At 58.7% G+C, this 25,431-nt stretch carries 21 protein-coding genes; 13 read left to right on the forward strand and 8 right to left on the reverse strand.

Features of this window, described 5'->3' with window-relative positions; genetic code table 11:
• The 6 genes from BGIM_RS51940 to BGIM_RS0123085 form a co-directional block, all read left to right on the forward strand.
• Positions 1 to 962: cyanophycinase (locus tag BGIM_RS51940; protein ID WP_020472095.1), on the forward strand; the 962-nt coding region annotated here is incomplete at its 5' end.
• Positions 963 to 1,148: 186 nt separating this feature from the next.
• Positions 1,149 to 1,376 carry a hypothetical protein gene (locus BGIM_RS0123065; RefSeq protein ID WP_157369354.1) on the forward strand — a complete coding sequence of 76 codons (228 nt, stop codon included), beginning with the start codon at positions 1,149 to 1,151 and terminating at the stop codon, positions 1,374 to 1,376.
• Positions 1,377 to 1,474: 98 nt separating this feature from the next.
• Complete coding sequence (locus BGIM_RS0123070) at positions 1,475 to 2,692, forward strand: cofactor-independent phosphoglycerate mutase (protein ID WP_020472097.1); 1,218 nt, start codon at positions 1,475 to 1,477, stop codon at positions 2,690 to 2,692.
• Positions 2,693 to 2,734: 42 nt separating this feature from the next.
• Entirely contained in the window at positions 2,735 to 3,427 is a 693-nt protein-coding gene (locus BGIM_RS61475; protein WP_052639963.1) for a GYF domain-containing protein, read from the forward strand.
• Positions 3,428 to 3,492: 65 nt separating this feature from the next.
• A complete protein-coding gene (locus BGIM_RS58080) occupies positions 3,493 to 4,617 on the forward strand; it encodes a GYF domain-containing protein (protein WP_029630327.1) in 1,125 nt (374 codons plus the stop codon).
• A gap of 44 nt (positions 4,618 to 4,661) precedes the next feature.
• A complete protein-coding gene (locus BGIM_RS0123085; RefSeq protein WP_084760021.1) occupies positions 4,662 to 5,429 on the forward strand; it encodes an MBL fold metallo-hydrolase in 768 nt (255 codons plus the stop codon).
• A 6-nt stretch (positions 5,430 to 5,435) separates the two neighbouring features.
• Here BGIM_RS0123085 and BGIM_RS51950 read toward each other — a convergent pair whose 3' ends face one another.
• Together BGIM_RS51950 and BGIM_RS51955 are read right to left on the reverse strand one after the other, a co-directional pair.
• Positions 5,436 to 6,677 (reverse strand): glycosyltransferase family 4 protein, encoded by a 1,242-nt coding sequence (locus BGIM_RS51950; protein ID WP_020472099.1) that lies wholly within the window; start codon positions 6,675 to 6,677, stop codon positions 5,436 to 5,438.
• Between the two features lie 70 nt (positions 6,678 to 6,747).
• Positions 6,748 to 7,992 (reverse strand): glycosyltransferase family 4 protein, encoded by a 1,245-nt coding sequence (locus BGIM_RS51955; protein WP_238537706.1) that lies wholly within the window; start codon positions 7,990 to 7,992, stop codon positions 6,748 to 6,750.
• 263 nt (positions 7,993 to 8,255) lie between these two features.
• Here BGIM_RS51955 and BGIM_RS0123100 point away from each other — a divergent pair, with 263 nt between their 5' ends.
• A complete protein-coding gene (locus BGIM_RS0123100; protein ID WP_020472101.1) occupies positions 8,256 to 9,842 on the forward strand; it encodes a 2-isopropylmalate synthase in 1,587 nt (528 codons plus the stop codon).
• A gap of 6 nt (positions 9,843 to 9,848) precedes the next feature.
• On the opposite strand, the gene BGIM_RS0123105 is transcribed toward BGIM_RS0123100, so the two are convergent.
• Positions 9,849 to 10,415, reverse strand: a complete 567-nt coding sequence (locus BGIM_RS0123105; RefSeq protein ID WP_020472102.1) for a DJ-1/PfpI family protein — start codon at positions 10,413 to 10,415, stop codon at positions 9,849 to 9,851.
• Between BGIM_RS0123105 and mobA the strand changes: the two genes are divergently transcribed.
• The gene (gene mobA, locus BGIM_RS51960) at positions 10,414 to 11,082 is read left to right on the forward strand and encodes a molybdenum cofactor guanylyltransferase (RefSeq protein WP_084760023.1); all 669 of its coding nucleotides are present in this window, start codon (positions 10,414 to 10,416) and stop codon (positions 11,080 to 11,082) included. The genes BGIM_RS0123105 and mobA overlap by 2 nt on opposite strands.
• A 1-nt stretch (position 11,083) precedes the next feature.
• Here the strand turns inward: mobA and BGIM_RS0123115 are convergent, their stop codons facing one another.
• The 4 genes from BGIM_RS0123115 to pruA form a co-directional block, all read right to left on the reverse strand.
• Positions 11,084 to 11,962, reverse strand: coding sequence for a hypothetical protein (locus BGIM_RS0123115; protein WP_020472104.1), 879 nt, complete (start codon positions 11,960 to 11,962; stop codon positions 11,084 to 11,086).
• Between the two features lie 24 nt (positions 11,963 to 11,986).
• Complete coding sequence (locus BGIM_RS0123120; RefSeq protein WP_020472105.1) at positions 11,987 to 12,862, reverse strand: hypothetical protein; 876 nt, start codon at positions 12,860 to 12,862, stop codon at positions 11,987 to 11,989.
• 52 nt (positions 12,863 to 12,914) lie between these two features.
• A complete protein-coding gene (locus tag BGIM_RS0123125) occupies positions 12,915 to 14,015 on the reverse strand; it encodes a methyltransferase (protein ID WP_157369356.1) in 1,101 nt (366 codons plus the stop codon).
• Positions 14,016 to 14,130: 115 nt separating this feature from the next.
• Complete coding sequence (pruA, locus tag BGIM_RS0123130; RefSeq protein WP_020472107.1) at positions 14,131 to 17,097, reverse strand: L-glutamate gamma-semialdehyde dehydrogenase; 2,967 nt, start codon at positions 17,095 to 17,097, stop codon at positions 14,131 to 14,133.
• A gap of 83 nt (positions 17,098 to 17,180) precedes the next feature.
• Between pruA and BGIM_RS0123135 the strand changes: the two genes are divergently transcribed.
• The 5 genes from BGIM_RS0123135 (at position 17,181) to BGIM_RS0123155 (ending at position 24,006) form a co-directional block, all read left to right on the forward strand.
• The gene (locus BGIM_RS0123135) at positions 17,181 to 18,032 is read left to right on the forward strand and encodes a serine/threonine protein kinase (RefSeq protein ID WP_020472108.1); all 852 of its coding nucleotides are present in this window, start codon (positions 17,181 to 17,183) and stop codon (positions 18,030 to 18,032) included.
• A 92-nt stretch (positions 18,033 to 18,124) separates the two neighbouring features.
• Complete coding sequence (locus BGIM_RS0123140; protein ID WP_020472109.1) at positions 18,125 to 19,390, forward strand: DUF3754 domain-containing protein; 1,266 nt, start codon at positions 18,125 to 18,127, stop codon at positions 19,388 to 19,390.
• Positions 19,391 to 19,423: 33 nt separating this feature from the next.
• Positions 19,424 to 20,533 (forward strand): pyridoxal phosphate-dependent aminotransferase, encoded by a 1,110-nt coding sequence (locus BGIM_RS0123145; RefSeq protein ID WP_020472110.1) that lies wholly within the window; start codon positions 19,424 to 19,426, stop codon positions 20,531 to 20,533.
• A gap of 194 nt (positions 20,534 to 20,727) precedes the next feature.
• Positions 20,728 to 23,334, forward strand: a complete 2,607-nt coding sequence (locus BGIM_RS58085) for a S41 family peptidase (RefSeq protein WP_020472111.1) — start codon at positions 20,728 to 20,730, stop codon at positions 23,332 to 23,334.
• A 246-nt stretch (positions 23,335 to 23,580) separates the two neighbouring features.
• Positions 23,581 to 24,006, forward strand: coding sequence for a hypothetical protein (locus tag BGIM_RS0123155; protein WP_162136280.1), 426 nt, complete (start codon positions 23,581 to 23,583; stop codon positions 24,004 to 24,006).
• 76 nt (positions 24,007 to 24,082) lie between these two features.
• On the opposite strand, the gene BGIM_RS0123160 is transcribed toward BGIM_RS0123155, so the two are convergent.
• A complete protein-coding gene (locus tag BGIM_RS0123160) occupies positions 24,083 to 25,357 on the reverse strand; it encodes a hypothetical protein (RefSeq protein WP_020472113.1) in 1,275 nt (424 codons plus the stop codon).
• Positions 25,358 to 25,431 lie beyond the last annotated feature (74 nt).

Consider the following 25,431-nt stretch of genomic DNA (forward strand, 5'->3'; position numbering starts at 1 on the left):
CCATCGACGAAGGCACGGCCGTCGTGATTCGAGGGCGACGAATCAAGGTGATCGGGGATCGCACGGCGAGCGTGGTTTGGTCAAAGTCATCCATCAAAGAGACGAGGGTGGATGTGCTGAAATCCGGCGGCGAACTTGATTTGACGCAAGTTCGCCGGGCCACCCATTTCCGGACACTCATGCCGCCGTTCCCTCCGAAAGACCCTTCGGCTCCGTTGGTGCAAAAGGGTTCGCTGGTGATTATTGGCGGAGGAGGAACCACCCCGGAGATCATGAACAAGTTCTTCGAGCTTGCCGGTGGAAAAGACGCCCTCGTGGTGGTGATCCCCACGGCCAATGATGAGGAAATCATCCCGGCCGAGCCGGGGGACATCAAATTTCTGCGAAAATGGGGCGGCACGAATCTCAAAGTGTTGCACACCCGTGACCGAAAACAGGCCAACGATCCGGAGTTCTCCAAGATTTTGTTGGAGGCCAAGGGCGTCTGGTTCGGAGGCGGCCGACAATGGCGGTTCGTTGATTCTTATGAGGGAACGCTGACGGAAAAACGTTTTCGCGAAGTCTTGGACAGGGGTGGTGTGATCGGCGGCAGTTCGGCTGGGGCGTCGATTCAAAGCGAGTACATGCCGCGGGGTCATCCGCTGGGGAACATGGTCATGGCCGCCGAGGGTTATGAAAGGGGCTTCGGCTATCTGCCGGGATGCGCCGTCGACCAGCATTTTTTCGCCCGCAAACGGACGGCCGACATGACCGGCTTGATGAAAAAGTATCCCCAACTGTTGGGCATCGGGCTCGACGAGGCAACCGCCATCATCGTGACCGGGCACGTGGCCGAAGTGGTCGGCAAAACCAAAGTGGCCTTTTACGATTACCGCGACGGAGCGCCAAAGGGAGAGAAAGATTATGTCGAGGTGGGCGACGGCGGCAAATACGATTTGAAAGAGCGCAAACCGATCAAATGAACACAGGCCCGTAATAGAGAGTGGATAATTGGTTCAATCATCACAATCGGAACAGCCCCGCAACTCAAGCCATGAAGAACCGGAGAAATTGTTTTTGTGAATTCATTGCGGTGGTAAGTTGAAGAAACTTTCCGGCCGCTTCTCTGTCTTCACCAAACAGGACGGCGCCATCAGGCAGGGGCTCCGATGCGTCCCGCGATCCGAATGCACTCGCCGACCAACGTCCGGAATATCCCCGACGATGGCTTGTTGCCAAGCCACCCGTCCCGGCTCACGATTGCCGAAGAACTTCCCATCGATCAAGCCGGACAGTTGCTCGACTGGCTTGAATCCCACGGCATTGCGGCCAGCAAGATTGAACTGACCACCACCGGCCGGCTTACCGTGCGTTGGTGGGAGGAGGAAGCCGCGTGATTCTCGGCGCCCGGAGTGTGTCATAACCCGGCGATTGTCGCTGGTTCGTCGTTCAAGTTGGGCGTTTCCTTTCTCGTTTACTTCCTAAACTATCGTCCATGAAATACGCCATCATCATTCCCGATGGGTGTGCGGACGAACCGCAAGACTCCCTCAACAGTCTCACCCCCCTGCAAGCCGCCCGATTGCCCAACATGGACCGGGCCGCCAAAATGGGTGTTGTCGGCCGTTCCAACAACGTGCCCAAACCGCTCACCCCGGCGAGCGACGTTGCCACCCTCAGCCTGTTCGGCTACGATCCGCTGGTTGTATACACTGGCCGGGCGCCGCTCGAAACGGTGGCGATGGGCATCAAGCTCGGCCCGAAGGACTGGGCGGTTCGCTGCAACCTCGTCACCGTCAAAGACGGGTTGATGCACGACTTCACGGCCGGGCACATCAACAACTCGGATGGCGCCAGGCTGATGGCCACCATCCACGAGAAACTCGGTGGTCCCGTCCCCGACGGTCGGCTTGAGTTCTTTCCGGGCGTGCAATACCGGAACATCCTCGTCTTCCGTAGCGAAACGGCTCCCGCCCCGTTTTCCAAAGAAACCAAGACTCAACCACCGCATGACATTCCGGACAAACCGGCCGCCGATTTTCTGCCCAAGGGGCCGGGCGGTGACCTGCTGGTGCAGTTGATGGAACGCAGCAAGCCCCTGTTCGCCGATCATCCGGTGAACCAAGAACGCATCGCCCGAGGTGAGAAACCGGCCACGCAAATCTGGCTGTGGGGACAGGGTTCGGCCCCGTCGGTAACTTCGTTTGCCGAGACATATGGCCCGAAAGGGGCGATCATTAGCGCGGTCGATCTCGTGCGCGGCACCGGCGTGCTGATCGGTTGGGACCGCATCGACTCGCCGGGGGCGACCGGTTATCTGGACACGGATTACGCCGCCAAGGGACGCACCGGCATTGCCGCCCTCGCCACGCACGATCTGGTGTGCGTTCACGTGGAAGCCCCCGACGAGGCTTCCCACGAGGGGCGGGTTGATGAGAAAATCAAAGCCTTGGAACGAATCGACGAACACATTGTCGGCCCGTTGCTCGACGAACTTCCGAAGCACGGAGATTGGCGAATCCTCGTTTCCCCCGACCACCGGACGACGATCAAAACCCGCGCCCATGCCTACGGGGCGGTCCCGTTTGTCGTGGCTGGAACAGGTGTTTCTTCTCGCGGGCAGGCTTCCTACGACGAGATCGTGGCTGCCGCGAGCGATTTGGAATTTGAACCTGGCTGGAAATTGATGAATTGGTTCCTCGGCCGCGAGTAATCATCCCTGAGTCGATCCCCCTCACCAAGAGCGACTGAACCGATGAAACCCGAATGGTATTACACAAGCGCCGGCCAGCAACTTGGGCCGTTCACGGCGGCGGACATGAAGAAGTTCGCCGAGAGCGGGAAACTCAAGCCCGATGATCTGGTCTGGAAGGAAGGGATGGCGAATTGGGTGGCCGCCAAGGCCGTGAAGGGGATTTTTCCCGCCCCCGCCGCCCCGGCTCCCAAAGCGGCCGAACCCGAGGAGGTCTCGGCGCCCTCTGGTCCCGCCAACGACTTCGATTACGAAGCGCCCGCCCCCGGCGGCAAGCGGGGCAAGGCGACTAAGAAGCAGGAACGGGAGGAAGAAGCCTCCGAGCCAGAGGGCGATGGCGCTTTCCCGTCGGACGATCAACCGGCAGACTTCGATGATCGCCGCCCGTCTAAAAAAGCCAAAGGCGGGTTCATCGAGTATCTGACTTTCCGCAAGATGATCGTGCCGATCATCATCCAGATTATTTTCTGGATCGGTGTGCTGATTTGCTTGGGCAGCGGGGCACTGATGGTTCTCAGCGGTCTCGCCTCGTCGGGTGGAAGTGTTCTCTACCTCTTGGGCGGGTTAATTGGGGGCTTGTTCACGGTGTTTTTTGGAATCCTGATGGTGCGGATCTACTGTGAACTCTTGATTGTCTCGTTCCGCATCTTGGGCGCCCTGACGGATATCCAAAGCCTGCTCGAAAAGCGATTGTGAACACCAAAAAGTGAATGCCGGTCTGTCGATTCGTCCTTTCCGTGCCACCCCGTGCGAGAGATTCCGTGAATCAGGATTGGTACCACACCGCAAATGGCGGGCAGCACGGTCCGGTGACGGCTGTGGAACTGAAGAAACGCGCCCAAAGCGGGATGATCCTGCCAGAAGATCTGGTGTGGAAAGAGGGGATGCCGAACTGGGTTCCCGCCAAGAGTGTCAAAGGGTTGTTTGGCCCGGCCGGAGGCAAATCTGGCGAGACGAAAGTTACGACTGCCAAAAGCGGCGAAATCAAGCGGCCGGTGCCCGTCGAAACATCCAAGCCTGTCGAACCAAAACCTTCTTCGGCCGTGGAGAAACCGCCGGAAGAGGCGACCGACAGCCCTCCACCTGATCGGCTGGCGAAGCCTCATGGCAAATCGACCAAGGAAGAAACACCTCCCTCGCAAGTGGACGAGATAGAGTTTCTTCCAATGGAGGAAGAGGAACAACCGAAGCAAAAGCCTCGTCGGGACGAAAGCGAAGAGGAAGAAGAACGGCCCAAGCGAAAATCTCGTCAGGATGACGAAGACGATGAGGAAGAACGGCCAAAACAAAAATCCCGCCGCGATGATGACGACGAAGAGGAAGAAGAGGAACGGCCCAAGCGAAAATCTCGCCGTGACGACGAAGACGATGAGGATGATGATCGGTCAAGCCGATCCAGCCGACGTCGAGATGATGACGATGAAGACGAGGATGAACGACCGAGCCGGTCGGCTCGTCGCCGGTACGACGATGATGACGACGAAGACGAGGATGACCGACCGCGATCTTCTCGGCGGCGGTATGATGAAGATGACGAGGATGATTACGACGACCGGCCAAAACGCCGCAAGAAACGCAATGGATTGAAGCCGGGCACCGGTCTTGGGATCGGCTCGATGATCTGCGGAATCCTTGGGCTGGTGCTGACGTTGAGCAGTTGTTTCCTCGGGGCGATTTGTTTCCTCGGTCTGGCTGGTTATGCCTTGTCCGGGATTCTCTCCGTTGTGGCTATTTGCCTCGGGTTTCCGGCCATGAAGACCGAAGGCAAGGGATTCGGCCTCGCCGGATTAATCACCGGGTTTATTGGCCTTATTCCTGTTCTGATTGCCATCGTCGGGCTGATTTTTGGCTTCGCCGCTCTTGGTATCAATGCGATCGCCGGATGAGACACGGGCGGTCGTCGGCCGCCTTTTTGCAAAGGACAATTTCCATGAGCCGTGCTGTTTGTTTCCTCGCATGCCTGGGCCTGTTGCTCGGTTTCTCTGTTTCCGGCGCGTCAGCTCAGGAGAAAAAGGAAGTGGGCGTGCGCTGGTTCGGCCACTCGTTCTTCCTCATCACCTCGTCCTCCGGCACCCGCATTGCGATTGATCCCCATGCCATCACCGAGTACGGCTCGCCGATGATCGCGCCGGACATTGCCCTCATCACCCATCCGCACAACGACCATAACCGGACGGAAGTCTTTTCCAACGCGGACTCGAAGGATCTGAAGGTCTATCAGGGCGTCGTTGCCAAGGGCAAGCGGGACGATTGGGCGAAAATCGACGAGACTTACAAGGGGGTGAAAATCCGAACGGTGGGACTGTATCACGATTTGGAGGAAGGTAAAAAGCGTGGCAAGAACAGTGCCTTTGTCATCGAGGTTGACGGCTTGAAGTTTTGCCACCTTGGCGATCTCGGCCATGAACTGGACGAAGAACAAGTGAAGGCCATTGGCCCGATTGATGTGTTGATGATTCCGGTCGGGGGCATCTACACCATCAACGGGGAAGAGGCCAAGAAAGTGGTCAAGGCCCTGAAGCCCCGGTTGTTCATCCTGCCGATGCACTATGCGACGAAAGTGTACACGGAGGTGCTGGGGCCGGATGAGTTCTTGGAAGGCCAAAAGAATGTGCGGAAGCTCGACGGGCAATTGCTGAGCATTCCGCTCGACTTAAAGGCCGAGGCCCCGACCATTGTGATGTTGGAATGGAAATAAGCCGGCTCAAACCGTGCGAAGCGGCACACGCTTCGCCGCGGCATCCTCAAGCGTTTTGCGATAGGCTTTCAGCGTGTCGCGGGCGCATCCTTCCCAAGTGAATTGGGCCGCCTGGGCCAATCCTCCTTGCCGCAGTGTGTTTCGCCAGTCATCGTCGGTGATGATTTTTGCCATCGCATTTCGCCACCCATCCGAGTCATGAGGGTCGATGAGGTGGCCGCACTTTCCAAGCACCTCGGCGACAGCCCCGGCTGTTGACGAGATCACCGCTCCGTCGCAGGCGAGCATTTCGGCGGCGGGCAGGCCGAAGCCTTCATACACCGTGGGGAACAGCAACGCCCTGGCTCCGTTATAAACAGCCGGTAGGGCGTCGTCGGGCAAATAGCCGGGTCGGATGACATTTTTGTGGCGGGCGACCTCGTCGAAGTAACGGGCGGTTTCTTCCATCCGCCAACCCCACGAACCGACCAGCACCAAGGGGCACTTTTGCCGCAGTTCGTCCGGGAGGCTGCAATAAGCCCGAAGGAGCATGTCGAGGTTTTTTCGGGGTTCGATGGTCCCGACATGCAGGAGATAAGTCGGCGGAAGCCCGAGTGATCGCAGCGTGTTGGCGGTCTCGTCGGCGGGGAGGGGGCGAAAATGCTTCCGGACGCCGCAGTATGTTCGTGTCACCCGTTCCGGTGGGAATCCGAGAGTCTTGATGATCTCCTGGCGGGCATAGTCGCTGATGGCCAGCACATGGGCGATCTTGCCGTAGTTCGGCATAAAGAATCGCTCGAACCACGCGATGCGATCGGCCGGGTGCCATTGCGGATAGAGAAGCATGGAGAGGTCGTAAATGTTGACCACCACCGGGAGACGGCCGGCCAACGGAACGAAATTCGGCTCGTGATACAGGTCGTAACGCCGCCGATCGAACTCGGCCCGCGTGTACACACTGTTCACCATTTGCCATGCGTGCCGCAACGGAGCGCGCAGTTTCCGCACCCACGTCGCGCGCGCCACCTGAGTTTGTCGCGGCGGCAGCGGGCCAGCCGGCAATCCCCCGTTGATCGGAGTCGGCGGGGCGAGGGGCACAATCTTCGGCCCGCCGCCCAGAGAGGAATAGACTTTAGAAAGGACCGGGTGGGGGTATGTGGAAAGCTCGACCTCTCCGGTGGCTCGGAGGGCTTTCATCATCTCGGTAATATGATGGCCGATGCCGGTTTTGTTGCCGGCCGTCGACGTGACGTTAATCACCACTCGCATTTCGCCAATCCCTTCCTCGATTTTGCACGTTGAGCGAAATCGTCAGGTTTTCATCGTCGTCGCCGGGCCATCAGCCGGCTTCCACTTGCTCAAGCGTTTTCCGGTAGGCTTTCAGGGTGTCGCGGGCGCACGCCTGCCAGGTGAATTCGGCAGCCCGCTCCAACCCTCCCCGGCGTAGTTCATTTCGCCAGTCATCGTCGGTGATGACTTTCGCCATCGCGTTACGCCAGCCGTCAACGTCATGCGGGTCGATCAGGTGGCCGCATATTCCAAGCACCTCGGCAACGGCTCCGGCCGTCGAGGAGACGACGGCCCCGCCGCAGGCGAGCATTTCCGCGGCCGGCATCCCGAAACCCTCATAAAGCGTCGGGAAGACCAACGCGCGAGCACCGTTGAAGACGGCCGGGAGAGCGTCGTCGGGCAAATAGCCGGGTCGGATGACATTTTTGTGCCGGGCGACCTCGTCGAAATAACGGGCGGTATCCTCCATCCGCCAACCCCACGAACCGACCAAGACCAAGGGGCACCTTTGCCGCAGATCATCCGGGAGACTGCAATAGGCCCGGAGAAGCATGTCGAGGTTTTTTCGGGGTTCGATGGTCCCGACATGCAGGAGATAAGTCGGCGGAAGCCCGAGGGAGCGCAGCGTGTTGGCGGTCTCGTCGGAGGGGAGCGGTCTGAAGTGTTCCCGCACTCCGTTGTACGTCCTCGTCACGCGGTCGGGCGAAAACCCAAACGTCCGGATGATTTCCTCTCGGGCGAATTCGCTGACCGCCAGCACATGGGCAATCCGGCGGATGTTTCGGGTGAAATGCCTTTCAAAGAGTTCCACCCGGTCGGCCGGATGCCATTCGGGGAAAAACAGCGGAGAGAGATCATGAACAGTCGCCACGACCGGCAACCGCCCCGGCAGGACGAAAAAATTCGGCTCGTGATAAAGGTCGTGGAGTTCGGGGTCAAGCGCGCCCCGTGAACAGGCGTTGTTCACCACTCGAAAGGCATCCCGCAGGACAGGCTTCACTTTTTGCCGCCAAGAAGCGCGTCCTGTCGAAACCGGACCAATTGGCGACGAGGAGGCGATCAATTTTCCAGCGAGTTTGGCGGCGGGAGTTTGTTTCGGGCCGCCCCCCATGATCGAGCGAATTTTGAGAAGGAGGGGAGGTGGATAAGCAGACATCTCGACTTCGCCCGCCGACCGCAGAGCTTTGAGGAGTTCGGCGGTGTAGTGGCCGATGCCGGTTTTGTCGCCGGCGGCTGCCGAAACGTTCATCACCACCCGCATCGGGCTGTTTCCTTCCTCAGTAGGCTTGTGCAAGGTTTAGGGAATCGACCTATTCCCGCACAGAGACTGCCCGCTTTCGCCTCATTGCTGTTGACAGACAACGTCGAACCGCTACAGTACGCTTAACCATCAAAGGGGTCCGCGCGTGTCGATCCGACTTCAACTACCGCTTCTCATTTACAGCCTGTCTTGAGGTCCCGAACGCCGTCCGAACCCGCTTGTGATTCCGACATGGCCTTGGGACCCTGAAAGTCCCGAGGCTTTTTTTGTTTCTCCACCCAAGGAGTTTGCCTGTCATGGCCGCGCCGAGTGATCCGAATCGCGTGCTGATTTTCGACACCACCTTGCGAGACGGCGAGCAGTCCCCCGGCTGCTCGATGAATCTTGCCGAGAAGCTCGAAATGGCGCGCGCGCTACGGGATCTTGGCGTGGACGTGATCGAGGCGGGATTCCCCATTGCCTCCCCCGGCGACTTTGAATCGGTGCAGGCGATTGCCCGCGAGATTCAAGGGCCGATTATCGCCGGATTGGCGCGGTGCAACTTCGCGGACATCGACCGGGCCGGCGAGGCTCTGCGGGAAGCGACCAACAAACGCATCCACGTGTTCTTGGCCACCAGCGCCATCCACCGCGAATTCAAACTGAAGATGACGCGGGAAGAAATCATCAACCGCGCGGTCGAGGGAGTCGCGCGGGCCAAGAAATACTGTGACGACGTGGAATTCTCCCCCGAGGATGCCGCCCGTACTGAATTGGATTTCCTCGCCGAAGTGTGCGAGAAAGCCGTCGAGGCCGGGGCCACAACGCTGAACATTCCGGACACCGTGGGCTATGCCGTGCCGTCCCACTATGCGGACATCATCCGGCATTTGAAGAAAAACGTTCGCGGCTCGGACAAGGTCGTCTACAGCGTCCATTGCCACAACGACCTCGGGCTGGCCGTGGCGAACAGTCTCGCCGCTTTGCTGGAAGGCGCCAGACAGGTGGAATGCACCGTCAACGGCATCGGCGAACGGGCGGGGAACACGGCCCTCGAAGAAATCGTGATGGCGATGCGCACTCGTGAGGATTACTACAAACTCACCACCAACATCAACACCCGGTTGCTGGTTCCCACCAGCCGCAAGCTCTCGATGGTCACCGGGATGCAAGTGCAGCGGAATAAGGCCATCGTCGGGCAGAATGCCTTCGCCCATGAGGCAGGCATCCACCAAGACGGCATGCTCAAAAACCCGAGCACCTACGAGATCATGCGGCCGGAGGATGTCGGCATCCCGTCCACGGATTTGGTGTTGGGCAAGCACAGTGGCCGCCATGCCCTGAAGGCCCGCATCCAAGACCTCGGTTACACCGTGGATGAATCACAACTCCAACGCATCTTCGAGGCGTTCAAGGTGCTGGCCGACCGCAAGAAAAGCATCTACGATGCGGACATCGAAGCTTTGGTGGACAATCAACTCCACTCCGGCGCGAGCGAGGCGTGGCAGTTGGTGAACTTCTCCTGCAATGCCAGTTTTGGCGTGCCGCCAACGGCCGCCGTTAGCTTGAAACATGCCGATGGCCGGACGGTTTGCGAACCCGCCGTGGGCGACGGCCCGGTGGATGCAGTGCTCAAGTCCATCCAACGAGGCACCGGGATCGATCTGAAGGTGACCGATTACCGGGTGCGAAGCGTGACGGGTGGTTTGGACGCCCAAGGCGAGGCGTTGGTGGAAGTGGAATACGACAACCGCAAGCTCAGCGGCCGGGGCGTCAACACCAACGTGATTGAGGCGAGCGCGCTGGCTTTTTTGCAGGTGATTAACCGAATCGCTTTGCGGCAGGTTCGTCCCCGCATGAAACCTTCGGACCACGTTCCGCAGGAAGTGGTCCCGGCTGTTTGACGGCGGTTATTTGGAAACAGAGTCGTTCAGCATTTTGACATATGCCCGCATCCAGGCCGGATTGTCGTGCCAGGTGCGGGCGGTCACGAGGTTACGGCTCACGACCACTTCGGCATTTTCGTAGTGGCCGCCAAAAGACTCCACGTCCAGTTGGCACTTGGCCACCGTCGTGGCGGTCAATCCCTTCAGCACACCGGCGGCCGCGACAATTTCAATTCCATGACACACCGAGGCGACCGGTTTGTTGGCCTCGAACATCGCCCGTGTGAGTTTCAACAAATCTGCGTCGTAGCGGATATACTCAGGCGCCCGGCCGCCGCTAATCACCATGCCGACGTATTTGGCCGGATCCGCATCCTTGAAGGCGATGTCGGCGGCGAGTTTGTAGCCCGGCGATTCGATGGTGATATCCCATTCCGGGTGGCGGTCGTGCTGGACGAGGTGATAGACCCGTTTCGCCGGACCGGCGACGTGGACCGTGTAGCCTTCTTCTTGAAGGCGGTGCAGCGGGTAAAACGTATCCAGCACCTCGGCGGCGTCGCCGATAATCAGCAGCACATTTCCCTTGCTCATGGGAGATTCTTCCGTTACGGGTGGAGATAGATTCGCATTCTATGCCGACCGGCGGCGGAGGTCGTTCGTGAAAGTGGCCGGGGTGGTTTTGTGCGGCGGACAGAGTTCCCGAATGGGCTCGCCGAAGGCATTGCTGCGGTTGGGCGAGGAAACCTTTCTTGAGCGAACGGTCCGGATCGTCCACGCCGTCGTCCAACCCGTGTTGGTGGTCGCCTCCAGCGAACAAGAACTGCCGCCGTTGGTTTTGGACGATGTGGCCATCCTGCGGGAAACCAAGGATCACGAGGGACCGCTGGCCGGGTTTCTCACGGGGTTGACGCACATGACCGATGCCGTCGATGCCGTGTATCTGAGTTCGTGTGACATGCCGTTGCTAAAACCGGAGTTTGTTCGTCGGATGACGGAATCCCTCGGCGATTTCGACATCGTCATTCCCAAAACCGGAGGGCGGTTCCACCCGTTGGCGGCTGTTTATCACAAGCGAGTGATCGTCCGGGCGATCCCCCTGTATGCGGACGGCCACCGGCGTATGACGACCCTGTTGGACAATCACCGGGTGCGCGTGTTAGAAGAAAGTGATTTCGCGGACATCGACCCCGGCTTGGACTCGCTGCGAAATGTGAACACGCCGGAAGAGTATGCCGCCGTGCTGGCGCGGTTTCAATGATTCAAGACGGGTGTTTCGCGGGCGGCACCACCGGTCGGCCATCGTCATCAAGCAAGACCGCGACGGGGAGTGGTTTTGTCGGCACGGGTTTTGGTTTTGCGGGGGCTGGCTTGGCCTCCGGTTCAGGTTCGGGAAGCTGATCCCGCATGAACCAGGCTCCGATGGCGATGAGCAGTCCGCAGGCTGTTCCAATGGCGGTCAGCGAGAGAATCACCCGGCGAAACGGGAATTGCTTCCAGTCGTCAGGGATTTCGCGGCCAAATTGATTCAATGCGAGCAAGGCAATCCCGCCCAGCACGACGGGGACAAGACTTCGATAGGCCCATCGGGTATGCGGCGTGGTCCATTGCCCTTTCATCCACAAGGCGACGGCCAGCAACGCCAGGCCGAGCGTGATGCCGATTTGCAGGAAGATTTCCTGAGTGGTCCACGGTCTGGCTTCCTCGGGAATCTCATCCCGGAACCACGCCACTCCCAGCCACGCGGCCGCGACGACGCAACCGAGGCCGGCGAGCCGGCAAAGCCATTTGGCAAGCGGATCGTTCACCCAATGGGCCGAGAGAAACACAAACGCCCAACAGCCGAGGATTCCAAGAATGGCGGCTCGCTGGAGTGGTTCTTGTTCGGTGAAGGGAAGCAGCCAGGCGAGGAGATAATCACCGAGTCCCCGACCGGTGACATGAAGCCCGACAGCCAGCAAGCCGATGGCGGCCGATCCCCAGACCGCCGCCCACGCACCGCCGGTGTTTTTCGCCCGGCGCATCGCGGAAAAAGCGAACAAGCCGAAAAACAACGCCCCGGCCACGAAGTAAAGTTGTCGGCTGGAGAGGCCGACGCCAACGTAGGCTCCGAGATCGAATTCGCCCGGCTCGGGTGGCATCGGATTTCTCCGGGATTGCGGAAATCAACCGGCCTGTTGTTCGGCCCGTTCCTTGAACCCCTCGCGGACAGCGGGTTTCAACATCACAATGATGCACCAGACCCCCACGAAAGAGATCAAGCCGATGGCGACGGCCATCATCAACCCCGCCGGGCCGAACAGCAAGATGAAGAACCCCGCCGCCATGATGCAAATCGGCATGTAGATCACAATGGCCATGATCGAGCCAATCATGGCCATTGTGAAGGATCTGAGGTCGTGCAACCGGGAGGCTCCCGCACACATCACCCCGCCGAGGCAAAACACGATGAAGTCAAAAATCAGCAGGGTAATTTGCGGCCGGATGAACGGCCGGATCGGGGAAACCTCGCAGAAGATCAACGGGAAGATGTCAAAAAACGCCTTGGCGATGGCGCAGATGCAACTGAAGATACCAAGCCGTAACAGCCAGTTAGAGGCGTTGACGGTGAGGTACATCGCCGGGCCAACCTTGCTCTTGGCGAATTTGTCCCGCAGGCTCCCGAAGTTGATTTCGGGAGCAGCTTCTTCCTTTTTCTCGGTGAGAACGCCGTACTGCCCCTTGCTGTCTTCCTCTTCCTCGGCCGCTTTTTCTTCCTTCTTTTGGGCGGCAGTCGGCGCTTTCGGTTTGTCATCCACCGGATCAGCCGCCAGACCAATGGGGCCGTCCTCGTCTTCGTAGACCACTTTTTTGGCGGCCGGTTTTGGCGGCGGGGGCGGCGGTTCGCCCGCCAAGCCGATGGTTTCTTCTTTGGGTTCTTCGGGGAGGGCTTTCGGGGCGAAGACAAAGGCGCACTTCGGGCACTTCAGCTTTTTCCCCGCCGGGACGGCTTCGGCCCGTTTCAGGATCGCTTCGCATTCAGGACATTGATAACGCGGCATCTAAAGGGAACCCCGCGATGAACGATGGGAGGATGATACTGTTTACAGTATTCTACTCACCGACTTTTTGCCAGACGCTAATGACGGCATCCTGTCCCAACACCTCGACGCCGAACTGCCTTTGCGGAATCCAGCCGTATCCCTTGATCGCTTCCCGCAAGACATCCTGCTCCATCACCAAGAAGACGGCCTTCCCGCCCGGTTTCAAAACACGGTGGTATTCCCGCACGGCGGCTTTGTAAAGCGGGCCGATGTCTTCCGGGGTGCTTAATTGCTTGCCGAACGGGGGGTTGGAAATGATGCGGTCCACCGATTCCGTGGCAATTGGCAATCGCCGGGCGTCCCAATGGGCGATCACGGCCGGGCCGACCCGCTTGATATTGCTGGCGCAAGCCCGCAACGTGTTCATCTCGATGTCGCCGCCCCAAGTCTCAATCCGGCCCTCTTGTTGTTGTTTGCCAATGATGATTTGCTCGCAAATGATCGTCCCGGCCCCGCACATCGGGTCAAGCATCACTTGCCCCGGCCCGGCCCCCGCCAGACGCACCATCGCGGCCGCCATCGTCGGTCGCAGCGAGGCCGGAAGGTGTTCTACCTTGTAAGACTTGTGCCGCATGGTTTTATCGGATAAACGCACGCCGCAGGTGGCCATCCGGCCCCGGATGGTCAGCCAGACTTCGAGGAAGGTATTGTCCTCGGCCGCGTTCCATGTGACCGGGATAAACGGGGCAAGTCCTTGCCGAAAAGCCTTACTCGCATCCGTTCGGCGGTAACCGTGCTGGCCGTTCATCTGCGTGACGACGCGGTAGGTGGGCCGTCCTTTCGCCTTGGGCCGGATCGATTGATGCAATCCGAAAAGGTGCTGCCACGGGGCCTGCTTCTCGGTCCACATCTTGATTTGCTTGAGGTCTTCGGCCCGGTAGGTGAGGGTGTCGGTCCCCCAAGCCAACAGGAAAACATCCTCCACCGTGCGGAGGTGGAGCAGTTCGGGGATGATCTCCTCGATCTTGAAGACAACGATGCCTTTCTCGGCCTTTTTGACCTCGCCGCCGAGTTCCTTGGTGATTTCATCGGCGGCGATGGACTCCAGCCCGGAGTGAACCATCGCATAACAGGCCGGGGTTCCCCGGTTTGATTTGCCCGTGCGGGACATGAGTTCGGTCAGCCAATCATGGTGAAAGTTCGTGATGTCCGCTCGACGACTTGCGCGCTGGCGTTCAAACATCAATCAACTGACAATGATATGGATTGGGGCGACGGAAAAAGCATTACTCGGTCGTCGGTGCGAAACCCCGGCGCATGGTGTTCTCGGTAATCACACGGGGCAGCACGAATTGAAGCAGATAATCCGGGCCGCCGGCCTTGGAGCCAATGCCGGAAAGCTTGAACCCGCCAAACGGTTGCCGGTCCACCAGCGCCCCGGTGATTTTGCGGTTGATGTATAAATTGCCAACTCGGAATTGCCGTTTCACCCGCTCGATGTTGTTGGGGCTGCGGGAGAAGAAACCGCCGGTCAGGGCGTACTTCGTCCCGTTGGCGATTTGCAGGGCCTCATCCAAATCCTTGGCCCGGATGACCGCCAACACCGGCCCGAAAATCTCCTCTTGGCCGAGCATCGAATTTGGCGAGACATCCGTGAACACATGCGGGGCGATGAAACTTCCTTGCTCCTTCAAATCGCCGAGTTCGCCCGCATAGGCGAGCGTCGCCTCTTTCTTGCCAGCCTCAATCATCGACAGGATTCGCTGCCGAGCTTCTTCGTCAATGACCGGCCCCAAAGAAGCTCCCGGCGAATCGGCGGCGGCGACGGTCAGGCTTTTCGCAGCCTCGATCAACCGATTGACGAATACTTCGTAAACCGGTTCGAGAACAATGGCCCGCGATCCGGCCGAGCATTTCTGCCCGGCATAGCCGAAAGCACTGTCAACGGCCGCCTTCACGGCTTCGTCGAGATCGGCGTCCGCGTCAACGATGAAGGCATTTTTGCCCCCCATCTCGGCGATCACCCGTTTCACATGATGCTGAACATTGGTCGGCGTGGCCGAGGCTGAATGGTTGATTGACAATCCGACATTTAACGACCCGGTGAAGGCAATCACGGCCACATCCGGGTGATTCACCAATGTCGGCCCGACTTCTTCTCCCACACCCGGCAGGTAATTCACTACCCCGCGAGGCAATCCGGCTTGCTGGATGACCTCCATCAACTTTGAGGCAATCACCGGGGTTTGCTCGGCCGGTTTCATGATGACTGTGTTTCCGGTGACAACGGCGGCGGCCGTCATTCCACACAAGATCGCCAGCGGGAAGTTCCAAGGCGAGATCACCACCGCCACGCCGCGGGGTTCGTAAAAATAGTGGTTGTCCTCCCCCGGCACATTGCGATCATGCGGCTTGGCCAGCCGGATCATTTCAGCGGCGTAGTACTCGCAAAAGTCGATGGCCTCGGCCACATCCGCATCGGCTTCCCGCCACGGTTTTCCGGCTTCCAGAACCATCCATGCCGACAGTTCAAACCGGCGGTCCCGCATCACACGGGCCATCTTTCGCAGATATCCGGCCCGCTCTTCGGGGCTGACATCCCGCCATGTATCAAAGGCTGCTTTCGCGGCTTGGATGGCTTCCACAGCCTGTTTGGGCGTGGCCTTGGAGCAACGGCCGACGATTTGCTTCGTGTTCGACGGATTCACCGAGTCGATGAAATGCGTCATCATCACGGGACGGTCGTTGATGATGAGCGGATACGTCCGGCCAAAGAAGTGCCGCACCCGGTCGAGGGCGGCCGACATCTTTCGCCGGGTTTCCTCGCGGGAAAAGTCCGAAAGTGGTTCGTTGCGAAAAGATGGGGTCGGTGCGTGCTGTCCGTTCTTTGGCGAATGGTTGACGGCCGACGGGTTCATAAGCAGTTTCTCTTCGGTGGTGTCCCCGCCGGAACTAGCCCGGAGGAATGATTCGTTGGAGGTGTTTTCCAGCAGACGACGGACGAGATACGCCATTCCCGGCAACAACCGGCCGTAGGGGGTGTAAATTCGCACCCGCCGGTTCATGTTCACCAGAACGTCCTTGAATTCATCCCCCATGCCGTAGAGCATTTGAAACTCGTAGGCTTCCGGGGGAACGCTATATTCCTCGGCCAGCGACAAGGCGGCCGAGATGCTTCGCACGTTATGGCTGCCAAAGGCAGGCCGCAGGTGCCGATAGTTTTCCATCAGAAAGCGAGTGCAACGCTCGAAACATTCGTCTGATTCGTGTTTCTTCATCCACACAGGGACTGGCCAGTCGTTTTGGGCGGCGATCACCGTTTCGTAATCCCAATAAGCCCCTTTCACCAACCGAATCCAAACCGGCGAACCGCGCTCTTTCACCCAGGCGAGCAGTTGCTCCAGATCGTGTTCGGTGTCCTTGAGGTACGCCTGAACGGCGATGCCCGCGTGCGGCCAATCCCGGAATTCCGGCTCGGAGAGGATGGTTCGGAAAATGTGGAGCGTTGTGTCCTTGAAGGAATACTGCTCCATGTCGAAGTTGACGATGGCCCCCGTTTGTCGGGCCAGCCGAAGAATCGGCCGCAAGCGTTGGCAGACGATCCGGGTGGTTCCCTCCGGGTCGATGGGGTCGAACTGGCTGAACAGGGCCGACAGTTTCACGGAGACGTTCACACGAGGCATCGGTCCTTGATGGTCGCGGTCGATGAGCGGAACTTCCGGCCAGTCGTTGATTAGTCGCAGGCCATTGAGAAGGTCGATGTACTGCCGCTGGACGCCATCGGCTTCCGCTTCGGTGATGGTTGCCTCGCCGAGCAAATCCACCGTGAAGGAGAGTTTTCGTTGGCGTTGCTGGCGAATGGATTCCAACACTTCCGGGACATTCGACCCGGCGATGAAGCGGCGGGCCAGATGTTCCGCGTTGGTGCGGGCGGCCCAAGCCAGCATCCGGCCGCCAAGACCGCGAGCGGGGAGAAGATTGACTCCGGCGCGAATCCACCACGGCACGGCATTCTCAGCCTGACCGAGATATTCCCGGAGGTGTTGGGCAATCGCGGCCGGATCCGTCAACCGGGGCAGGGCATCCACAAAGCGGAACAATTGCACCTTCAGCGATTCATCGCTCATCGTCCAGTTCATCAGACGATCATCCACCCATGCGGCCGTGAAGGCCGGAGGACCGTGCCGGTCCACGCGGGCGAAGATCTCCCGGCCATAGGCAAGCGTCCGGCGTTCTCGTTCTCCGGCCGTCATTCCCATTCTCCCGGCTTGCTACCCATGAACACGTCCTCTTTCTAAGATCAGGTGGACGACTCACCGACCGGAAAGCACCTTCCGTGGCTATTATCTCCCCCATCGGCAAATACCAAGTGCTTTCCACGCTCGGAAAAGGCGCCCACAGCATCATCTTGCACATTCGACGACAGGCCGATTCTCGCGAATATGCCCTCAAGGTGGTGAACCTTGATTCGCCCGAGGATCAAAAGTTTCTCGACCAGGCCAAACACGAACTCCGCGTGTCGCAAATGCTCGGGCATGTGAATCTTATCAAGGTTCACGCCTTGGAGTTACGTCGAAATTGGATGTTCAAGGTCAAAAAAGCGGAAATGCTGATCGAGTACGTCAACGGCAAGACGATGGACACGGTTCCGGTCGGGCTGGACCGTTTTGTTCCGGTGTTCGGGCAGGTGGTCGCCGGGCTGACTCACATGCACCGCCGGGGAGTGTTTCACGCTGATTTGAAGCCGAACAACATTATGCTTGGCAAAAGCGGCGGCGTGAAGATCATTGATTATGGCTTGGCGTGGATCAAGGGTGAAAAGAAGGAACGAGTTCAGGGGACGCCGGAATACATGGCCCCCGAGACGGTCAAGAACAAGATCGTCACCGAACGGACGGACATCTACAACCTCGGGGCGACGATGTACCGGGTGCTGACACTGAAGCTCCCGCCGTCCCAGATGCCCTCCGAGGGGGATTCCTTGCGGATCGGCTCCAAGGCGTTTTCCTCCATGCTGGTTCCGGTTCAAGATTTGAACAAGGCTGCTCCGAAGGCTTTGGCTGATTTGATTCACCGTTGCCTTTCCTACGATCCGGAGAAACGCCCGATGCGCATGGGCGAAATACTGGATGAGCTTCGTCGCATCGGGGCCAACATGGGAACACCGGTCACGGACGGGGAAGAGTGAGTTTTCAGTTTTTCAGTGAAGCCGCGGGCAATGACACTCTCCACCCGGCGAGAATTTGCTGAAAGCGAAAGACGCTAACCAAAGAGTCTGACATGGCGACCTACGTTGACCGGGAATATTTCATTCCTCTGCAATTGAAGGATCTCATCGACTTTCTGGTCGATGGCAAAGCCGCCAAAACCCCCACCCGCACATTGGCCGGGGCTGAGGGAACTCAGTTTCGGCAATTCGCCGAACTCGTCCAATCCCATTACCATCGGTCTTTTCACCAGAAATTCCGCGATCTCAAGGAGTCCTACGGCCACTTTGACCCGGATACCGACACCCCCTCGCTCAGTCCTCTGCCGGCCGATCAGCGAGATGCTTACCTGAAGAACTTGTATCAGGAAGTGAAAAACCTGATGCTCAAGGCCAACTACCGGGAACTGACGAAGGAACAGGCCATCGCGACCATGCAAGGGGCCAGCCTTTGGGGGCTGGAGATGGACGTTTGTTGGGATGTGTTCGACCACATCGAGATCTTTTACCGGGGGGACACGACCGGCGTCCGCACCATCCGGCGTTGGTGGAAACTCTGGATGAAGGAGGAACTGGTCGTCCCCGAGTTCAACCGGCTGGTGGTAATCCTGAAGCAGCGGCCGCATTCTCGGCTTGGCCATTCGGCCGACACCAAGTCCGTGTATCTGAAGATGTTCAAGGACATGCCGAAACCGGATATGGAGATGGTGCTGCCGGGCACGCGGGTGATGCTCTCCAGTCTGGACAAGGGCATGATCTTTTACCCGGTGTTTTCCGGCCTGGCCATCGTCCTGTACAAGGTTCTCGCCGATCTGATCGGCTTCAAGGACATTTTCGCCTTGGGAACCGCCGTCTCCTTGTCGTGGAGTTTGGCGGCCGCTTTCGCCGGATATAGCTACAAGTCGTATGTGAGTTACTCAAACAAGAAAACATCCTACACGCTACAGTTGACGCAAAGCCTTTATTATCAGGGAATTGACAGCAACGCCGGGGTGTTTCACCGGGTGTTGCAGGAGGCCGAGGAGCAGGAATCCCGCGAGGTGATTCTGTGTTACTTCTATCTCTTGAAAGTCGGCGGCCCCAACGGTCTGACCGACCGCGAACTTGACGACCTGATCGAACGTGAATTGGAGGACCGCCTCGGCATCAAAGTCGATTTTGAAATCGCGGATGCCATTTACAAATTGGAAGCCCTTCAACTTGTGCGAAAAGAAGGGGACCGATACCGGGCTGTTTCGTTAGAACAGGCCGTGCGGGCCGTCGAACAGTCAAACACCCAGTCCAGCCCCAAAAGCTCCGGCTGGTCGCTGTTGGACCGGCTGGCGGGCAAAATCACTTAATCAACACCATTTCGGAACTCGGAAGAGTTTTTCATGCAAGCTCATTGGATCGCAGACCGGATGTCCCGCATTGAGATTTCGGGCATTCGCAAGGTTTTTGAACTGGCCCGGAATCTGAAAGATCCCGTCAACCTCAGCATCGGCCAGCCCCATTTTCCCGTCCCCGAACCGATCCGACAGGCCGCCAAAGACGCCATCGATCGGGGCGACAACGGCTACACCGTCACACAAGGCATCCCCGAATTGCGGAACGCGATTCAGGAAGATGTCACCCGGAGGTTGCCGGATCAGGAACGCCCGGTTCTTATCACCGCCGGGACCAGCGGCGGCTTGATGCTCGCCATGTGCGCGGCTGTGAACCCCGGCGACGAAGTTATCTTGTTTGACCCTTACTTCGTCGCCTATCCGCACTTGGTCACGCTGGCGGGGGGCAAGTCCGTCTTTGTGGACACCTATCCGAATTTCGACATCGACGTGAACCGGGTGCGGGACGCGATCACCCCCAAAACCAAGGTCGTGTTGTTCTCGAACCCCTCGAATCCGACCGGCCGGGTGTTGTCCCCGACCATCTTGAAAGACCTTGCGGAATTGTGCCGGGAAAAGAACATCCTGCTGATTGCCGACGAGATTTACCGCAGTTTTTGGTATGACGGCGATTTTCGCAGCGCCGCCGAGTTCAACGACGACGTATTGGTAATTGACGGTTTTGGAAAATCCTACGGCATCACCGGCTGGCGGCTGGGATTTGCCCACGGGCCGAAGCCGCTTATCGAAGAAATGACCAAGTTGCAGCAGTTTACGTTCGTTTGTGCCCCCAGCATCGTCCAACATGCGGGGGTGACGGCGTTGCACACGGATATTTCCCCGATTGTTGCCGATTACAAGGCGAAGCGAGACCGGATGTGCGCCGAACTCGGAGAGTATTACGAAATTGCAAGACCCGGCGGGGCCTTTTATGTGTTCCCGAAGGCTCCGCATGGAACCGGGACGGAATTTGTCCAAGAGGCAATCCGGCACAACATGCTCATCATCCCCGGCGGGGTGTTTAGCGGCCAAGACACGCATTTTCGCATCAGTTACGCCGCTTCGGATGACACGCTGGATCGCGGAATCGAGCTGTTGAAAAAGCTGGCCCGACGCTGATTCCGCTCCCGCCTCTTTGATCGCCCGTTGGGAACTTGTGTAAAATGGGTTGACGAGATTTGGCATCATGGCACAATGGGGCCACTTTGACGTCCGAGAGTCACCCCGCCAACCGGATGGAACATCGCATCAAAACGTCGTGTCGCGGTCTCGTCCTCTCCCGACGTTTCGGAACTACAGAAAGGTTATCCAACATGAATCGGCTTCGCCGCCTCGGCATTTGGGCCGTGGCCACACTTCTCGGATTCTCATCGGCCGCAATGGCCCAGGATAATCCCGCCAAGACCCGAACCCACGCTGTCGTCGTCGGGGTTGGCTCGTTTGCGGACAAGGACATCAAACCCCGGGCGACCGCCGATTCGGACGCCGTTAACATCGCCAAACTGCTGACGGACAAGAGCGTCGGCGGGGTGGACCCGGCCAATCTCACGCTTCTTCTTTCGGCGGTGGACGACAAGAACAACGCCAAGGTCGGCACCAAGGAAGCCATTCTGAAGGCCATCGGGGACGCCTCCGCGAAGGCCGGCAAGGACGACACGTTGGTGGTGTACCTCGTGATGCAGGGCGCCACCTCCGGCGAAAAGCCTTGCCTCTTTGCCACCGATTCGACGTTCAAAGACCGCACCAAGAACGCCATCTTCGCCTCGGAAATCGAGGAGAAGGTGAAGGGCTTGAAGTCCGAGCAGTTCTGCGTGTTCCTCGACTTCAACCTCAAGGCGTTCGAGTCCAAGGAAAGCATCCTGGCCCCGAACATCAACGAGTTCGTCCGGGCGTTCATGGGCATCAAGGAAAAAGATTCCGAACAAGAACCGCCGATCGGCCGGGAAGTGTTCATGTCCGGCAATGGTATCCTGCCGCCGATCACCGTGAATAATCAGGGATCGTTCACAAAGGCCATCGTAGATGCGCTTCGCGGCAAGGCTGACACCGAAGGATACGAAGCGGATGGATTGGTGACGGTGGACGAAGTTCAAAAGTACGTGGAAAAGGCCCTCCCCGATCTGATCCGGGACGTGGCCAAGACCAGTGAAGAAAAGCTGCAACGGGTGATCTATTTCGGCCGCAGCGCTCACTTCCCGTTGAGCCACAACCCCGAAGCCTTCACCAAAACCGAAGAACGGCTGAAGAAGTTTGACGGCCAAAAGACGACCGCGAAACTCGACAAGGAAATCGCCCAAGAAGGCGACAAACTCCTCAGTCGGATGCCCCGGTTGAAGGCCATGCAGGAACTCCGTAAGGCTTACCAAAAGTTTGCCGACGGCGATCTGAACACCGATCAACTCAAACTGGCCCGCGACAAAATCCTCGCCGGGATGAAGCTCTCCGAGGACGACGCGAAAGCCTTCGCCGAGAAGACCTACGAGGGTCTTAGCTTCGTCAAAGCCAATTACATCAAGAAACTGAACCTCGGCGAAATGGTGGCCAACGGCGTTCGCGGCATCTACCGCGTGACTGAAACCACCTTGCCCGACGACTTGAAGAAGAAGTTGGAAAAGGCGAAGGATCTCAGTGATTCGGAAGCCAAGGATTTGCTGTTGGCGGCCCGTATTCCCCTCGGCAAACGGGAAGACTTGGAAAGCAACAAAGACATTGAAATCACCATGAACATGGCGATGCGGAAGTTTGTGGATGATTACACGTCGTACTTCGACAAGGAAAAGGTTGAGGATCTCAACAAGGACATCGACGGCAAGTTCACCGGGATCGGCGTACAAATTCGCCGGGACATCTCCCGCGATGGACTGGTGGTCGTCACCCCGATCCGCAACAGCCCGGCTTACAAGGCCGGTGTGTTGACCGGGGACTTGATCACCGAAATCATCCGTGAAACAGACGGCAAGGGCGTCAAACTCGATCCGGTGCAAGTGACCACTACCAAGGGCATGGAAACCACCGATGCCGTGAAGCTCATCCTTGGCCTGCCCGGCACGAAGGTGAAATTGAAGATTGATCGCGAAGGCAGCAAAGATCCGCTGATTTTGGAAATCACCCGCGGATTGGTCGAAGTGGAAAGCGTTTACGGTTACAAGCGGAACGAGAAAGATGATTCGTGGGACTTCTACATCGATCCCAAGAACAAGATCGCTTACATCCATCTGACTCAGTTCGCCCGCAACTCGGCCATCGACATGCTCAAGGCCGTCAAGCAACTGCAAAAGGACGGCGTCCGGGGGGTCATCCTTGACCTTCGCTTCAATCCGGGCGGGTTCCTCGACGTGGCCGTCTCCATTTGCGACATGTTCATCGACGACGGCGTGATCGTCTCCGTCCGTCCCGAGAACAAGCAAGAGAAGGAACGAACGATCAAGGGCCGTCACGAGGGAAGCTATCTCGACTTCCCGATGGTCTGTCTGGTGAACGAAGGAAGCGCCTCGGGGAGCGAAATCCTTTCGGCCTGCCTCCAAGATCACAACCGGGCCGTCGTGATGGGCGAACGGAGTTATGGCAAGGGAAGCGTGCAGAACGTGGAACCCTTCGCCCCGACCGGCGGGAAGATCAAGCTGACGACAGCCACCTTCTGGCCGCCGAGCGCCCGTAACCTCAACAAAGCCAGCACCAGCGGCAAAGAAGAGGAAGACTGGGGCGTGCGGCCGGACAAGGGCTTTGAGCTCAAGCTCGAACGGGCCGAGAAGGACGAACTGTTCGACCGTATTTACAACTGGGGCGGCATCCCCCGTCGGGACATTTCCCCGAAGGAAAAGCCGAAGGAATTCAAAGATCGCCAGTTGGAGATGGCTCTCGATTATCTGCGGAATCAAATCAAGGTGGCCCGCAGCGATTCCAAGGGTGGGAAGGACTGAGCAACCGGTGCTTGCGGAGGAACCGGACCAGCCGGTTTCTCCCGCGTTTCTGACATATCACCGACAACCCGAAGAGGCTCGCCAGCTTATGCAGGCGAGCCTATTTTATTCCAGTTGCCGAGTTGCCCTGGTGTGAACTCCGTGCAGAATTTACTTAAGTTCCCGGACGACATCCCCGGGCGTTTCGCGGACATCCGAAACACCCGGTTTTCCCAGCGCTGGCTCCCTCAAAGGGACATCACCCCCATGATCCGTATCCGATTAATCGCCACGGCTTTCCTGATCCTCGCGGTGATGCCCGGATGCGGCATCTTCTGCCACAAGGAACGGCCGTGCTTCCCCCGTCTCCATGCCCTGTTCCACGGTAACGAAACGGACAGCACGGCGGGCTATCCAATGATGATGACAACCGGAGGGGGCGCGCCGGGCTGTGACAGTTGTAACGCGGGGGGGATGTCCGGCGGCCCGGTGATTTCCGGTCCGATGATGGGCGTGCCCGGTTCGGGAGGCATGATGACTGCCCCGCCGATGAACACGAATCCCCCCGGCGGCCGGATTCCCCCGGCGGGCATCAAAGAGAGTGAAGGGAAACAATTTGAATTGGAAGGGGCCACCAAGATGGGCCCCGGCCCGGTTCTCGCCGTCCCGGCGGGCGGCCTGAAGAATAGATAGTCGATTAGGCGATTATGAAAACGACACAAGCCACGCTTTTTCGAGCGTGGCTTGTGTCGTTTTCATGGCCTTGAAATTACCTCGGCCGCGACACCACCGGGGCGGCCATCGGCGATCCGCCGGGGGTGAAACTCATGCCATCCATCTTTTTGAAGTTCATGAGCGGATCAGGTTGGGGCGCCACCGGTGTATTGGCTGGCGTTTGCCCGTTGACAGGGGCCTGCCCGCTGACCCGACGCAGTTCGACATTGTAAACGGGCCGGATGGATGGCCCGCCGGAGACATCGACCGGGCCGGTCGACACGGTTCCAACCGGGGTGCCCGGCGGCGTCCCCGCCGGGATGCCCATCTGCATTCCCACCGGGTAGCCCGCTGGCGTTCCCATGGGAATCATCTGGCTGCCGCAATGTCCGCTCGCACATCCGGCTGACGGCATTGCACAACTTGAGCATCCGCCAGCGCCCGGATTGCAAGGGAACCAAGCGGTCAGGTTCGGGTGGTAGGGGTATGGATAACATCCGGTCTGCTTCGAGGAGGAATGGAAGCAGAACCATTCGGCGATTTTTCCGAAACTAGGAAATTCACCCATCCCATGTCCGTTTGGATCACCACCGCAGGCCGGAGTGGCACAACCGCCGGTCATCATCGGCGGGGCCATCATTCCCTGACTTTGGGGAACCATCATTCCATGACTTGCCGGGACGACCGTTCCCTGTTTCGACGATACGGTTATCCCAGGCATCCCCTCGTAAGGAACAACCAAGTCAGGCACGGCCGGGGGAAGCTTTGCCGGCATTCCCTCATAAGGAACCGTCAGATCGGGCGATAACGGGTTGGAAGGCGCTTCCGCTTTCACGGGAACGATTTGGCTGTACGAACGCATGCCGACGCCGACGTTCGATGTCTGGATGGGTGCTTGGACGGGTTTCGGCGGCGTCATTACCTTGCTGGCCGGGGCCATGCCGCTGACCGGTGTCATGACCTTGTTGACCGGAGCCACGTTGCTGGCCGAAACCACGTTTTTGCCAGCCGGAGCCACGACTCCATTAACCGGTTTCACGCCTGTGGCGACCGGCACGGGGGCGACTTGGACGGTGGCCACGTTTGTGTATGGCAACTGCGTGGCCGTCAATGTCGGCGCGGGCAGGACCGGAGCCGTGTTTTGATAGGTCACGGGTTTGACATTCATTTCCGTGACGGTCACGGTCGGCCGGTCTCCGGACGGTTTGGAAATCACCACGCCGGGCATTTCCGGCGCGGGGGGATATCGTTCACCGTCGGCGGGCGGTTGGGCAACCGCCGTTCCTCCGACCACCATCCCGATGCAAAGTGCCCATCCCTGTCGCTTCATGTCGGCTCTCCCGCGCCTGCGCGGATCGGGAATCCGTTCCCAAACCTCACGCTCCCTTAGAATCGGCAGCAAAG

Origin of the sequence: Zavarzinella formosa DSM 19928 (genome assembly GCF_000255705.1) — a bacterium.
Taxonomy (GTDB): Bacteria; Planctomycetota; Planctomycetia; order Gemmatales; family Gemmataceae; genus Zavarzinella; species Zavarzinella formosa.

What these genes read in the sequence shown, in the direction of transcription:
- BGIM_RS51950 (WP_020472099.1), bottom strand. Translation starts at nt 6,677, where the DNA reads ATGCGAGTGGTGATTAACGTCACGTCGACGGCCGGCAACAAAACCGGC.
- BGIM_RS0123115 (WP_020472104.1), bottom strand. Translation starts at nt 11,962, where the DNA reads ATGCCACCCGAGCCGGGCGAATTCGATCTCGGAGCCTACGTTGGCGTC.
- BGIM_RS0123085 (WP_084760021.1), top strand. Translation starts at nt 4,662, where the DNA reads ATGAGCCGTGCTGTTTGTTTCCTCGCATGCCTGGGCCTGTTGCTCGGT.
- BGIM_RS0123105 (WP_020472102.1), bottom strand. Translation starts at nt 10,415, where the DNA reads ATGAGCAAGGGAAATGTGCTGCTGATTATCGGCGACGCCGCCGAGGTG.
- BGIM_RS0123155 (WP_162136280.1), top strand. Translation starts at nt 23,581, where the DNA reads ATGATCCGTATCCGATTAATCGCCACGGCTTTCCTGATCCTCGCGGTG.
- BGIM_RS0123100 (WP_020472101.1), top strand. Translation starts at nt 8,256, where the DNA reads ATGGCCGCGCCGAGTGATCCGAATCGCGTGCTGATTTTCGACACCACC.
- BGIM_RS0123120 (WP_020472105.1), bottom strand. Translation starts at nt 12,862, where the DNA reads ATGCCGCGTTATCAATGTCCTGAATGCGAAGCGATCCTGAAACGGGCC.
- BGIM_RS0123070 (WP_020472097.1), top strand. Translation starts at nt 1,475, where the DNA reads ATGAAATACGCCATCATCATTCCCGATGGGTGTGCGGACGAACCGCAA.
- BGIM_RS0123160 (WP_020472113.1), bottom strand. Translation starts at nt 25,357, where the DNA reads ATGAAGCGACAGGGATGGGCACTTTGCATCGGGATGGTGGTCGGAGGA.
- BGIM_RS61475 (WP_052639963.1), top strand. Translation starts at nt 2,735, where the DNA reads ATGAAACCCGAATGGTATTACACAAGCGCCGGCCAGCAACTTGGGCCG.
- pruA (WP_020472107.1), bottom strand. Translation starts at nt 17,097, where the DNA reads ATGACGGCCGGAGAACGAGAACGCCGGACGCTTGCCTATGGCCGGGAG.
- BGIM_RS58085 (WP_020472111.1), top strand. Translation starts at nt 20,728, where the DNA reads ATGAATCGGCTTCGCCGCCTCGGCATTTGGGCCGTGGCCACACTTCTC.
- BGIM_RS0123140 (WP_020472109.1), top strand. Translation starts at nt 18,125, where the DNA reads ATGGCGACCTACGTTGACCGGGAATATTTCATTCCTCTGCAATTGAAG.
- BGIM_RS0123065 (WP_157369354.1), top strand. Translation starts at nt 1,149, where the DNA reads ATGCGTCCCGCGATCCGAATGCACTCGCCGACCAACGTCCGGAATATC.
- BGIM_RS0123145 (WP_020472110.1), top strand. Translation starts at nt 19,424, where the DNA reads ATGCAAGCTCATTGGATCGCAGACCGGATGTCCCGCATTGAGATTTCG.
- BGIM_RS0123125 (WP_157369356.1), bottom strand. Translation starts at nt 14,015, where the DNA reads ATGTCCCGCACGGGCAAATCAAACCGGGGAACCCCGGCCTGTTATGCG.
- mobA (WP_084760023.1), top strand. Translation starts at nt 10,414, where the DNA reads ATGGGAGATTCTTCCGTTACGGGTGGAGATAGATTCGCATTCTATGCC.